Annotated in this window: 12 protein-coding genes; 5 read left to right on the plus strand and 7 right to left on the minus strand. The window is 38.3% G+C overall.

The features are described 5' to 3' along the window. Window positions 1-265 precede the first annotated feature (265 nt). Window positions 266-886, plus strand: a complete 621-nt coding sequence (locus QYB95_RS13790; RefSeq protein ID WP_301139007.1) for a DUF1643 domain-containing protein — start codon at window positions 266-268, stop codon at window positions 884-886. 132 nt (window positions 887-1,018) lie between these two features. On the opposite strand, the gene QYB95_RS13795 is transcribed toward QYB95_RS13790, so the two are convergent. From QYB95_RS13795 to QYB95_RS13805, 3 genes are all read right to left on the minus strand, one after another. Then, complete coding sequence (locus tag QYB95_RS13795; RefSeq protein WP_301138924.1) at window positions 1,019-1,549, minus strand: DUF2179 domain-containing protein; 531 nt, start codon at window positions 1,547-1,549, stop codon at window positions 1,019-1,021. 149 nt (window positions 1,550-1,698) lie between these two features. After that, complete coding sequence (locus QYB95_RS13800; protein ID WP_301138925.1) at window positions 1,699-2,187, minus strand: DinB family protein; 489 nt, start codon at window positions 2,185-2,187, stop codon at window positions 1,699-1,701. A 144-nt stretch (window positions 2,188-2,331) separates the two neighbouring features. After that, entirely contained in the window at window positions 2,332-2,841 is a 510-nt protein-coding gene (locus tag QYB95_RS13805) for a hypothetical protein (protein ID WP_301138926.1), read from the minus strand. 372 nt (window positions 2,842-3,213) lie between these two features. Between QYB95_RS13805 and QYB95_RS13810 the strand changes: the two genes are divergently transcribed. The 3 genes from QYB95_RS13810 (at window position 3,214) to QYB95_RS13820 (ending at window position 6,540) form a co-directional block, all read left to right on the plus strand. After that, window positions 3,214-3,834, plus strand: coding sequence for a hypothetical protein (locus QYB95_RS13810; RefSeq protein WP_301138927.1), 621 nt, complete (start codon window positions 3,214-3,216; stop codon window positions 3,832-3,834). A gap of 716 nt (window positions 3,835-4,550) precedes the next feature. Continuing rightward, entirely contained in the window at window positions 4,551-4,853 is a 303-nt protein-coding gene (locus QYB95_RS13815; protein WP_301138928.1) for a DUF4212 domain-containing protein, read from the plus strand. Window positions 4,854-4,887: 34 nt separating this feature from the next. Continuing rightward, on the plus strand, window positions 4,888-6,540 hold the full coding sequence (locus QYB95_RS13820; RefSeq protein ID WP_301138929.1) for a sodium:solute symporter family protein: 1,653 nt from the start codon (window positions 4,888-4,890) through the stop codon (window positions 6,538-6,540). Between the two features lie 25 nt (window positions 6,541-6,565). Here the strand turns inward: QYB95_RS13820 and QYB95_RS13825 are convergent, their stop codons facing one another. Next, entirely contained in the window at window positions 6,566-7,723 is a 1,158-nt protein-coding gene (locus QYB95_RS13825; protein WP_301139008.1) for an MFS transporter, read from the minus strand. Window positions 7,724-7,773: 50 nt separating this feature from the next. After that, window positions 7,774-8,196, minus strand: a complete 423-nt coding sequence (locus QYB95_RS13830; protein ID WP_301138930.1) for a MarR family winged helix-turn-helix transcriptional regulator — start codon at window positions 8,194-8,196, stop codon at window positions 7,774-7,776. 294 nt (window positions 8,197-8,490) lie between these two features. Between QYB95_RS13830 and QYB95_RS13835 the strand changes: the two genes are divergently transcribed. Then, complete coding sequence (locus tag QYB95_RS13835; RefSeq protein WP_301138931.1) at window positions 8,491-8,901, plus strand: YugN family protein; 411 nt, start codon at window positions 8,491-8,493, stop codon at window positions 8,899-8,901. 52 nt (window positions 8,902-8,953) lie between these two features. Here the strand turns inward: QYB95_RS13835 and QYB95_RS13840 are convergent, their stop codons facing one another. Further along, entirely contained in the window at window positions 8,954-11,215 is a 2,262-nt protein-coding gene (locus QYB95_RS13840; RefSeq protein ID WP_301138932.1) for an EAL domain-containing protein, read from the minus strand. Window positions 11,216-11,450: 235 nt separating this feature from the next. Then, on the minus strand, window positions 11,451-13,163 hold the full coding sequence (locus QYB95_RS13845; RefSeq protein WP_301138933.1) for an ABC transporter ATP-binding protein: 1,713 nt from the start codon (window positions 13,161-13,163) through the stop codon (window positions 11,451-11,453). Between the last annotated feature and the right edge of the window lie 34 nt (window positions 13,164-13,197).

Genomic DNA, 13,197 nt, shown 5'->3' on the forward strand with positions numbered 1-13,197 from the left:
TATATAATAGATACACTACTTTTTAGTTCTGTATCGTTTATATAGAATATTGTTTCTAATAGACATAATTATATACCTTTCAATAAATTTCAACCATTTTTCACACCAACAAATTTATATTTACTCCCAAAACCCACCTGCTTTCAATTAAAATTTACTTTTTCGAAAAAATTTCTATAGGTATGAATTTAGGATAATAATTCCATAATCCTTCGAATATGATGAATGACACTACGTATAGATGGGGGTTTGGGAGTTGGAAAATGTGAAAGCTGTCGCCACTTTTCAGCTAATTGGGTCGGAAGTATATCGAACAAATACTTATATACAATTCGGCTCTTCTCGGAAGTCATTAGGTGCGGTGGTAATGTTAAATCCAGGTTCAGCAGATCTGCAGGGAGAAGCAAGGAAAAAGCTTATTATGAATGGATCCCATACTGACGAAACGACAATAGACAATACCATGCGGCAATTGATTCAATTCATGAAAGCAGCACATTCAAACTTGGAAGGCAGACTTCATATCTATAATTTGTTTTATGTAAGAAATACGAATGGCGTGGATTCCATTAACCTTTTTGAACACTTAAAAGGTACTGGCAAATATCCTACTATTACACTGCCCTCTTTATTTGAAATGACGCAGCATCCTTGGATTCTAATTGGCTGGGGCGTAGAAAAAAGAAGTAGATGGAAATATTTTGAGGAGGAAAAAAGAAGGTGGATTCAGTTAATTCAGGATAGCGGAATTCCTTCTTTCGGGATTCAATCCGAAAATAAAGAATACTATCATCCTTGCCCACAAGGACCTGCCAAGATCGAAAGACTAGAGCAGCTCATCCAGGCATATAACGCAAACATCAAACCCCTTTCATTGGAAAAGTAAAAAGCCCATTATCTTGTCGCTCCTTGTACAGAAATCGAATTTCTAGGTATATAGCATAGCATTTCACTTATTTTCGAAACAGGTTTAAAGTCAAAAAAAAGAGCTAGGAAAACAATACTTCCTAGCTTTTAATCATTGCCTAGCCTTCGCTTGTTTCCGCATCCGGTCCACCAAGAAACCGCCTTTAAATGATTTAGGTTCATATGAAATGATAAATGCTTTTGGCTCAATTGCTTCAACTAATGTAAACACTTCTTTTTCGCGATTACGTTTTGCCAGTATCTCGTATTTGTAACGGTCACTATCCCGCCCTTCACCTACATAGGTGGTAATCGCAAACCCATTTATTCTTAATGTATCAATTAACTCTTGATTTTTATCTTGCGTATTGATCGTGATATATACGTAGCCGATTGCTAGTTTATTTTCTATCTTCGTTCCCAGGAACATTCCCAGTCCAAACCCAACAGCATAGACAATCATTGCAGCCAAGCTTTGGTCTCCATTAAATACCAAAGAAAGACCAAATACATAAATAAGCATTTCAACTATCCCAAAAATGGCTGCGAATAATGTAAGGTTTTTTACTAAGAAAATCGTTCGTAGTGTTAATAATGGCACATACACGAGCTGTAACAATAAAATTAATAATATATTAGTCATCCAGGTTCCTCTTTCAAAATTTAGATATAATATTATCTTTTACCCATAATATCGCATTGTACTCCTATTATTTTTCGGGCTGATTGAAATGCTATGAAAAAACACCAGTCAGATAACTCCTGAACTAGTGTTTGGAAGTTTCTTTATAATTATTTGGTTAATGCTTTTTTAATTTCCTCTACTTGTCCAATATGCCGTTGCTCGTGATAGCCAACTAAAGATATCCATTGGCTCAATGTAAGGACCCCGAATCGGCGATGGGCAAACGTTTTTTGATTCAGCTCTTCCTCACTATGGTGATGGGCGATTTTTTCTAAAAATGCTCTTGAAGCGCTTAATTTCTCTCTTAACTCTTCGGATGTAAGAAAATTGTTGGACGGAATTAAAATTTCCGGAGCACTGATTTTCTTCGTGCGATCCGCCACAACATGAAGAGGGAACGATCCAGGTTCATCATACTCTTCTTGGTTAAGTGCCAGACGAATCTGCCTCACTACATTCAGTTCCATGATATATAAATGCTCCAAGATTTGTGCAATACTCCATGAACCTTCTTCTACAACCTCATTTAGTTGTTCATCTGTTAAACTACTAACACTTTTCAGTAGTTCCTCACGCACTGCATTAAGATTGTCCATTATCATCACCCCATAAAAAATCATTACTATTTCATATTCCTTCACTTTTCAACTTAGAACTACCTGAAAAAGTGAGATACATGACGCATCTCACTTTGAAGTGGGGTATATACGAATATAGGGGTGTAAATGCTATTTAGATAATTAATAGCATTGGAAGAACAGGATGTTGTTCCGGTTGATGGAATCGTAAACCCAGCCTCTTGTTCCTCTCCATCGGAAGCCGATAATTTGGTTTCCAAAAGCAACCATCGGGAAGAACCAAAAAGCATTGCCGTTTCTCATCCACACGAAGGTATTTCTGAAGAAGCATCGTCTTATTCCACCTACTCCACCTCTGCGAGTGAACTCTTGTTGTTGGAATGTTGACATTTGCGGTGTAAAGCTCGGTGGTGGCGAAGTTGGTGCTTGAAGTTGACCTGGACCGCCTCCACCCGGGAATCCTCCTGGGCTACCTGGGAATCCTCCTTGACCTCCCGGGAATCCTCCTGGGCTACCCGGGAATCCTCCTTGACCTCCTGGGAATCCTGGCATACCTGGGAAAGTTCCAGGATAACCTGGCGCTCCCTGTGGGAATTGTTGTTGTCCCCCTCTTCCACGACCTCTTCTTGGGGATTCATCAAAGAAATCGTCATCATAATCAAACGGGTTCATTTCACTCCTCCTTTCTTCTGAACTACAATTAATTTATGTAGAAATACGGGGCCCGTATAGGTTGAACATCCAAGTTGCAAAAGTTTGAGTAGAAAATTTCCACAGATTTTTTTCTTCAAGTAGATAAGGAACCTACAATCACCTTTTCCGTTCGGCTACCATCAATTTGGGAAACTTTAAGAAAACCCAATAATGATGAATATTATAGAGATTTGCGAATATGTTTTAACGAATGCTTTTTCTTAAGCAGCCAAAAAAACTGGCTTAACAACCTAGAAGGAGCTGAATGCTATTCTTCAATTTGTCATTCCAAAGGAAAAATACAGCTTATGTCTTGTTAACCCATGTAAAAAAGATGTGCAAGACGTTTATTTGAGATATTCTGGATATGCAGTTGAGGGCTCAACCTATTACGAATTTGAAACAGTCCAAATGCAAACTGATGTACTTTATGGGGAGAGCTATGCCATTTTGGAAGAAGACAATACATGGGAAGTGAATACAACATTTCAATATGAAGTTCTTTATGTTTCAGATGATGGCCTTATTTTAAAGAAATTTTATCGTAAGAAACTAGACAATGTGCAGACGCTAGAATCTCATCCACTATTCCAATCAACAATTTGGATTATAGAAGAAACCGCAAGTGAATACATCAATGAGGAAGATATTATTCAAATCGTGACGCAAGATGTGTATGCCTCGAAAGTTCCAACAAATAGCAGCACTTATCGTTACTTACTAGAACGAAGTGAGTTATTCGAACAGTTTTTTGAAGATTTATATACTGAAATGGATAATTATTATAATGGAGTAAAACAGGACTCTCCGGAAAAGTGGGATTTTGCTAACTTTCTTCAGAGCGAATACGGTGTACAATTAGAGCAATCTGAAGGAGCCGATATTGTATTATCGAACTGCCTAGGATTAATGCGAAAATTAAACTTAACCTATGCAGAAATGGCAGAGTACTTCTGTAAATATGTCTTGTAATGAATGAATGATCTAATACGTATTTGGGCCAATTGTAATAATAGTTCGGGCTACAGATCCCCCCTCCCCCTTATTTTCCCTATCCTGCTTAAAAAGGTTCAAACGCTAAGATATTTGCTGGTTCTTTTAAAAGGACATCATCTTTTGATGAAGTCCTTTTAAGCTTTCTATTTAAGGATAATTAATTCGAAAGATGGGATAAATAGAGATTTTTTACAATTATGAGTAATATTTTCTTTTGAAATTGATAATATTGTGACGATTTTACTCATAAATTTTAATCATAAAAGAGTGGTGTCGAAAAGAAGGAGGTCATAGGCCATTTTATACGTGTTTCTCATACTTTCAGGAATCTGTTTATTCATTGCTATAAGAAAAAAACGCTTTGTTTATTTAGCTGTGCCGTTTGTTGCAATAGCGCTATATATAATTGTTGAAATTATACTCGTACCAGCCCCATTTTTAGATACCGTAAGATTTATCTTTAGCTTACAGTAATATTCTCCTTTTAACCTCTTATTATTGACCTCTTTTTGCCAATCGTTTTCGATTCTAAATAATTGCTGACATCTTTATTTTTTCCTTGCCGCATCAAGCAGACAGGGTAAAAATACAATCCTGTTATAAAGGAAGTGTGAAATATAAACTTCAAGAGATAAATCGTATACATCCTTGCAACAGTAGGTTTTCAGGAAATTGAGAACAGGGGTGATCCAATGAAAAGAATCGAGAAAAGAAGAGCAGATGCTTACTTCCGTGAAAAGAATACCTATATGGTTATTTATTTTATTATTTGGGCGATTGTTTCTTATGGTGTAGTGCTATTTGCCGAACCTTTAAGTGACATTTACTTTAACGGTTTCCCGCTGCACTACTATATGGGAGCTCAAGGCGCTTTGGCAGTCTTCATTATATTGCTATTTGTTAATGCATTTGTTGGGGATAAAATCGACAAAAAGTATGGAATCGACCATAACAAGAATGAAGCAATTGGACGGGGAACTACTGTCGATCATTAATGATTAAAAGCCTAGCGACAAAGGAGGATGATTTTTGGATACACAATTTATAACATCGTTAGTCATTATTTTAGCGACTTTTGCTTTATATATCTTTATAGCGATATTCAATAAAGCAAAAGAAACATCCGATTTCTACGTTGCCGGCCGCGGAGTTCCACCGATTTGGAATGGGATGGCTATTGGTGCTGACTGGATGAGCGCTGCTTCTTTCATTGGAATGGCCGGAACTATTATGATGCTGGGCTACGATGGTTTAGCCTACATTATGGGGTGGACTGGAGGTTATTTGCTTTTAACATTCCTGCTCGCTCCCCAATTGAGAAAGTCTGGAAGCTATACTGTACCTGAGTTTATCGGGGATCGCTTTAAAAGCAAAACAGCACTGATTATCGCAGCGATTTGTACGATGATTATCAGTTTCACTTACTCGATTGGTCAATTGTCTGGGTCCGGTGTAGTAATCGGCCGTCTATTCGAAATCGATGCAAAGCTAGGAACAATGATTGGGGTAGTATTGATTGCATTTTATGCGGCATTTGGGGGAATGAAGGGGATTACTTGGACACAAGTAGCACAATATATTGTGTTGATCGTTGCTTATCTTGTACCCGTTATTTTCATGTCTCTACAAATTACAGGCAACCCACTACCATGGTTATCTTATGGAGAAATTGTCGGGAAGTTAGGAGAGCTGGATCGTGAATTGGGTTTATCCGAATACTTTGCACCATTTGAAAAAGGGACCAAGTGGCAATTCCTTGCACTTATGTTTACCTTAATGGCGGGTACTGCGGGTCTTCCTCACGTAATCGCTCGCTTCTATACGGTATCAACGATGAAAGCTGCTCGTTGGTCAGGTGCTTGGGCGCTATTATTCATCGGTTTATTATACTTCTCTGCACCTGCATATGCTGCGTTTTCCCGTTTTATCCTTATGACTCAAGTAGCCGGCAGTAAGATAGCCGAACTTCCTGCTTGGACGAAAACTTGGGTAGATACTGGGCTATTAAAGGTAGCGGATACAAGTGGCAATGGTATCCTTGAGTGGAATGAGTTAATAATTGCGAATGACATTGTCGTAATGGCTACACCGGAAATAGCAAATTTAGGTGTATTTGTAATTGGTCTAGTAGCTGCCGGCGCTATGGCAGCTGCCCTTTCAACTGCAGGCGGCTTATTGATTGCCATTTCATCTGCATTTGCTCATGATATTTATTATCGTATTTTAAGACCCACTGCAACTGACAAACAACGGTTGAATGTTGGTCGTATTACAATCATTATAGCGACGCTGTTAGCTGGTTTGGTAGCCCTGAATCCTCCAGGAGCCATTACGCAAATTGTAGCTTGGGCATTCGCATTAGCCACAGGTACGTTCTTCCCTGCATTGGTGCTGGGCGTATGGTGGAAGCGTTCAAACTCAAAAGGGTTGATTGCCGGGTTGCTTGTTGGTCTAGGAGTAACTTTAACTTATATCTTCGCAGCTAAATACGGCGGCTTTACTATTCTTGGCATTATCGATACCGGTGCGGGTGTATTCGGTGCAATCGCAGCATTTGCAACAAACATCATCGTCTCGCTGGCAACAAAACCACCTTCACAGGAAATCCAGGACGCCGTTATCAACCTGCGCTACCCTGAGCAAATGACTTACAAAGACGGCGAAGTTTATATGGAAGAATAAAAAAAGTGCCAGGCACTCGAACAATTCACAATTGCTTGAGCGCCTGGTATTTTTTATGGACTAAGAAATAGTATAAAACCAGAGAAACTAGAATAATAGGTACCATTGCCAAGAAGAGCATCCGATAGGTTGTGTGCGGTTCTACCAACCCTAGAATAAACGGCCCTATCCCCAATCCAAGGTCGAGGAATATAAAATAAGTCGATGTTGCTAAACCAAAGCGATGAGGTTCTGTCGATTTGACTGCTAGTGCTTGTGCAATCGAATTCAAGTTTCCATAACCGATTCCTATTAGACCTGCTGCAACTAGAAAAAGGAATGCGTTTGTCGCTTGGCTGAAAACCAGCATTCCGATAGCAAAAATAACAAACGCCGGGTAAGATACAATATTAGCCCCTTTGCGATCCATTAATGGACCGGTAATCGGACGAGTACATAGTATTGTTATAGCATAAACAAGGAAAAAGAAACTCCCTGCCTCTACTAAATCTATACTTTCTGAGTAGAACGATAGAAACGACATAACCCCTGAATAGGCAAAACCAATAAATAGCACGATAATGGATATAGGCAGTGCTTTTGGTTCTATATAGTTACTTAGCTTAAAGCCCTTTACTTTCGGTGCTTCCGTCACCTTCGCCGGTGTCTTTATATGATTCAGGTTCACTGTGAAATACATTAATACACAGACAATTACTAAGACGGCATTAAACCAAAAGATTGATGTAAAACTATCTGTATTTTGGGTAAGCAGAATACCGATGAACGGACCAATGGCTGTCGCAAGTACAGCACTCATACTAAAATAGCCGATTCCTTCACCACGTCTTGATGGAGGAATAATCTGTGCGATTAATGTCCCTGTTGTTGTCCCAATAATCCCTACTGCAATTCCGTGCAATAAACGAATCAATATTAATACCGGCAAGTTCGCGGCAATAAAATATGCCCATGTAGTAATGAAAAAAGCGATTAATCCAATTTGAAAGGTTTTTTTGCTTCCCATGGAGGTAATAATACGTCCTGTTAATAATCGTCCCAATAATGATCCTACGATAAAGATACTGGAGACTAATCCTGCCGTACTAGTAGATGCATCAAATTCATCTACAGCATAGCCTGCGATAACTACAAGCAACAAATAAAATATTAATGTAACCAGGAAGTTGGTTAACGAAATCATGATAAAATTTTTGGTCCATAATGGCTCCTTGTCTAACACGTCTAACTCTCCTAACTTAGTAACTTTTGTAAAATTTGATTCAATACAACTCGAGTAGTTTCGAGATCCTCTGAGTCAATTCCCACCGTAAGCTCATTAAAAAACGAAGACAACTCTAATTGTAGAGATGCATATACCTCAGCCCCTCTTTCGGTAAGCTGTACATACTTTTCTCTTTTATCTTCCCCTTGTTTGATTTCCACGTAGCCAAGTTCCATCAGCTTTTGAATAATTCTAGTAACACTCGGTTTTTCTACACGTGTTTCCTTTGCCAATTCGGCTAAGGTGCAGGATTCCTTAATGCTGATTAAACGCAGTACGACCCACTGAGATGTATATAGCTGGTGCTTTGCTAATCGATTGTTTACTGCATTTACATACGGCCTATACAAATCCCTATAGCTATCAAAAAGGGTTGGTTCCAAATTATTCATTTCACAACCTCCAAATAGATAGTTACCCTAACTAACTATTTTAGTCTACACCCAATTTAAAGGAATGTCCAGGTTCGGTAAAAACCCATCTGCACTATTTTCTATATAAGAGAAGAAATTTTTGTTTTTGAACTTATTATCCTGTGCCCAACATGCAAAAGCAGATTCCGAAGAAAAACCTCATTAAAAGCCAATCTGATAGCTTATAAATGACAATATAAGTTTTATGTATCGCTTCTTCCATAATTGTCTATCCTATTTTCATAGCAAGAAATATATGGAGGAATTTGACCAATGTTACAATTTGAATCTGAACTTGAAGGAAAACATGCACAATTCGGTTACTTGCGTGACAAACTTAAAAACTATGGTTTTTGTCTTGGGGGTTACTGGGATTATGACCGAGGCTTCTTCGATGCGATCCTGTCTAGACAAAATGGGGAGACAATCTATTTAAGGCTGCCTTTCGTTGTCATTAGTGGGGAGCTCGATTCTGATCATGCACATATACAATTTAAAACACCTTATGTCATTAAGCATATTGTTAATTATGGTTTAGACTTTGATGAAGGCTCACTCCTTGATCCAACAGGATTTAGTCAATTCCAGACTCCTATTGATAAGGATGGGCAAATCCAAAACAAACACAAATGGGTACAAGCTGGAGAGCAAGTTGTAGGGAAGGTACTCCAATACCTCAACTAATATTTAAAAGCCATATAGAACGTTTGGAATCAAAGGGTCTATATGGCTTTTATTACGCTTTTTTAAAAAATTTGGTTACTTGATCGTAAACAAATTCCGTGTCGGGAATCGGTTGATTTTTTATTCTTAGAGTGGTCATTCGATTTATGAGTCTTGCCAAGTGATCTTCTAAAGTCCGATTTAAATTGAATAACACCCCATATGAATAGACATTCGGAAGTTCCTCTTCAATCCAGCGCAATTTCCCACAGACTTCAATCACTTCACTCAGTACTTTAAACTCAAATTTAAATTTCATATTGGAGTTCACCGGCAGTTTTAAATTCGATAAAATCCTAATACCGCCCAAACTTAAATTTTCAATTAAAATCGGGGTCGAGCCAACCTGTACAACCTGATCATTGACTTCTGCAATCGTCATTTCACCTTGGATATGAACAGGTAATTCAAACCGATAAAATTTCCGATTTTCCCGCAGACTGCCTTTTCTTTTCGATTTTTGTACTGCTTTCAGATACCCAACCTGCATCATTTTTTCATACTTTTCTTTCGCAACAGGCTCCGAAAAGAGAAAACCCTGAATCATATCGCATTCGTTATGCTTTAAAAACTCCAGTTGGTCCTTTTCTTCCACCCCTTCGGCAACAACTTTCATATCCAATCTTTTTCCTAAAAATAAAATGGAAGCAATTACCCCTTTATCGATTTCACTGTCACTTTTAATATTGCTAATGAATGTTTTGTCTATTTTCATGGTATCCGGTTTTATTTTTCTTAAATAATCCAAGGAGGAGTACCCCGTTCCAAAATCATCCACCGCCACTTTCACTCCTAACGATTTCAACTCCTTTAAAATAGTTAAAACCGTCTGATCCGTTTTTAAGAGAGAACTTTCTGTTATCTCCAATTGTAGGTAATGGGGCTTTACATCATATTTTTCTAATTGAGTCTGCACAAATTCAACCAAGCCCTTTTTCATAAAACGCATCGGCGAAATATTAATCGATACTGGATAGAGACGGTACCCTTTTTGCTTCCACTCATGGAGAATGGCACAAACCCTCTCGATTTCCCAATCAGTAATTTGATTGACCATATGATTTTCTTCCGCTAATGGAATAAATTCCGCCGGTGAAACATCTCCCCATTGCGGATGCTGCCAGCGGATAAGCACTTCTGCTCCTACAATGAACCCTTTACTCGGTTCAACCTGAGGCTGAAAATATAAAGTGAACTCCTCATTCAATAAAGCTTGGCGCATATCCCGGTCAAGGACATACTTTTTATAGGATGGAATATCTCTGGAGTGTGAAAACAACTGATAATTATTTTTCCCCTGCCGCTTTGCTTGATAGAGAGCCGTATGAGCATTTTCCAACAAAGTAAGCCTACGATCCCCTTCCTCAGGGAAAAATGTTATGCCGATACTCGTTGTCATATGCAGCACATAATCCTGGATAGTAATGGGCTCTTCAAAAGAACGGAGTATTTTTTCTGCTAACTGATAAACTTCTTTTTCGTCATCATAGTTTTTCACCAGCAGAATAAAGTCATTACTATTTAACCGTGCTAGATAACCATCTTGGGGAGTTAAATCGGATAGTCGAAGTGCAATCTTTTTCAGTGCTTCATCTCCGATTTGATACCCCAAGGAGTTATTGATAATATAGAATCGGTCAATATCCAAATAAAGAAGCGCAAAGTTCATGCCTTCCCTACAATAATTGTCCAACTGCTCAAACAAACTTTTTTGATTTGGCAGGCGTGTTAACGAGTCATAGTTTGCCAGGAAATTCAGTTTTTCTTCGATATCCATTTCATGAGTGACATCCGTGATCATGCCGAAAATCTGTGTTACGCTTCCCTCTTCTTTAACTCTGGGGATTATTTGCTCCAGCAACCACTTCTTCTGCCCTTTTCCATCAGTGATTGGATAAAGCATCTGGACCGATTGCCCCTTTGCAACCAGTTCAAAATTAGCTGCTACTTCTTTTTTATGCATAGGATGTACCATTTGAAATCTCAAAGAAGGTGTATCATAAATCTTAGTCAAAGGAATCTGTAGAATTTCCTCAAAACCCTTTGAGGCGTAAACTAATTCACCGTGTATTTCCTCACGCATCCAAATCCCGGATGATAAGTGATCGAATATATATTGGAAATTATCAATTTCGCTTTCAATGCCTTTCTCATCCAAAGGTGCTGCATGTTTATGATTAATATCACTGTTTTCTTTCAGTTCGGTCGTTTCAAGAACCTCTTCATTATTAAAAAGGCGTTTTAAAATGTTCAACCTTGGCTCTTTATATTTCAAATTCCCCACTTCCTCCTATACTCAATAATAAATTGGAAATGTTTAGTTTTTATTATTTTAGTATAAAAGTCACCTATATTGTATGGGTATTTTATACCTACCTCACTTATGAAGCAAGATTACTTTTTATTAAAAACTCCAAACGGATTAGACTTCATGGATTGCACGGAAAAATTTCCAAACAAAAATGCCCCAAAGCTTGTGTTAGAACAAACTTTTGGGACATTCCTTTATTTTAGCTGTATTGATGTTGATGTAGTCTTGCAAAGATTCCATTATCTGCAACTAGCTCATTGTATGAACCGTCTTCTTCTATTCCATTCTGCGTTACGACCATCACGCGATCCGCATCTTTAATGGTAGCCAGTCGATGGGCAATAACCAAAGTTGTTCGGTTCTCTGCTAATTCAGCTAGTGATTCTTGAATAATCTTTTCTGTTTCTGTATCAAGAGCAGAAGTTGCCTCGTCCAAAATAAGAATTGGCGGATTTTTCAAGAACATTCGAGCAATCGCAAGTCTTTGTTTTTGTCCTCCAGAAAGCTTTAAGCCACGCTCACCGATTTCTGTTTCTAACCCATGAGATAGGTTATTAACAAAATCCTCTAAATGTGCTTTTCGGAGTGCTTCCAGAATTTCTTCCTCTGAAGCTCCAAGTTTACCATAAGCGATATTTTCGCGAATTGTCCCTGTAAATAAGAATACATCCTGTTGAACAATTCCGATTTGGTCACGCAATGAACTTTTTGACATATCACGGATATCCATCCCATCGATTGAAATGGCCCCGCTGTCTACATCATAAAAACGCGGAATCAACGAACAAATCGTTGTTTTCCCTGCTCCGGAAGGTCCAACAAAAGCTGTCATTTCCCCCGCTCTTAACTCGAATGAAATATCATTCAAAATGACTTTGTCACCCTCATATCCGAAAGTAACATTTTCAAATTTAATGTCTCCATGTAGGTAAGAAACATCAACTGCTCCCTCTTTGTCTTGCACTTCCGGTTGTTCGTTCAGCATCTCCTGGAATCGTTTAAATCCTGCCATTCCTTTTGGATATAACTCAAGCAGCGCACTAATTTTATCGATTGGTTTAATTAACACATTTGTGTAAAGTACAAAGCTTACGAGTTCTCCATAAGTTAGTTTCCCGTTAAAGCTCAGCCACGCTCCAAACACCAGCACGACTAAAGTTAATAGCCTTGTCATCATGTAAATTCCTGAATGCGTTCCAGCCATAACTTTATAACCCAGTAATTTCGCAGTTTTGAATAACCCGTTCTGCTCACGGAAACGTTCCATTTCAAACTTTTCATTTGTAAAGGACTGCACTACGCGAATTCCAGAAACACTATCTTCAATACGACCATTAACATCTGCAATTTTGCCGTACATTTCTTTCCAGGCAGCATTCATCTTCTTGTTGCTGTATGTAACAATCCAAATTAAAAACGGTACTGCCACTAAAGCGACAAGGGCCAACGTCGAATTGACATTGAACATTATTGCAAATGCCCCTATAAACGTCATAATGGCGATGAAAAAGTCTTCCGGTCCGTGATGGGCAAATTCGCCGATGTCGAACAAATCATTTGTAATACGGCTCATTAAATGACCCGTTTTATTATTATCGAAGAATCGGAAAGACTGCTTTTGGAAATGGTTAAATAAATCCTGCCGCATATCGGTCTCGATATTGATCCCCAATTTATGTCCTAAGTAGTTGACAATGAAGTTCAAAATTGTACTCAACACATATACCAGTAATAGTAAAATACTTACTTTGACAATCATTCCCCACTCATTTGTTGGAAGTAGCTCATCAATAAACCACTGAACAGCTATTGGAAATGCTAATTCCAAAATGGCTACAATAATCGCACTTGAAAAGTCGACCACAAATAACCGTTTATGCGGTTTATAATAAGCAAAAAACTTTGAAAGCATAAAAGTCTCCTCTCATTTCGGTTTACGAAGCATA

Source organism: Ureibacillus aquaedulcis (genome assembly GCF_030418165.1).
Taxonomy (GTDB): Bacteria; Bacillota; Bacilli; order Bacillales_A; family Planococcaceae; genus Ureibacillus; species Ureibacillus aquaedulcis.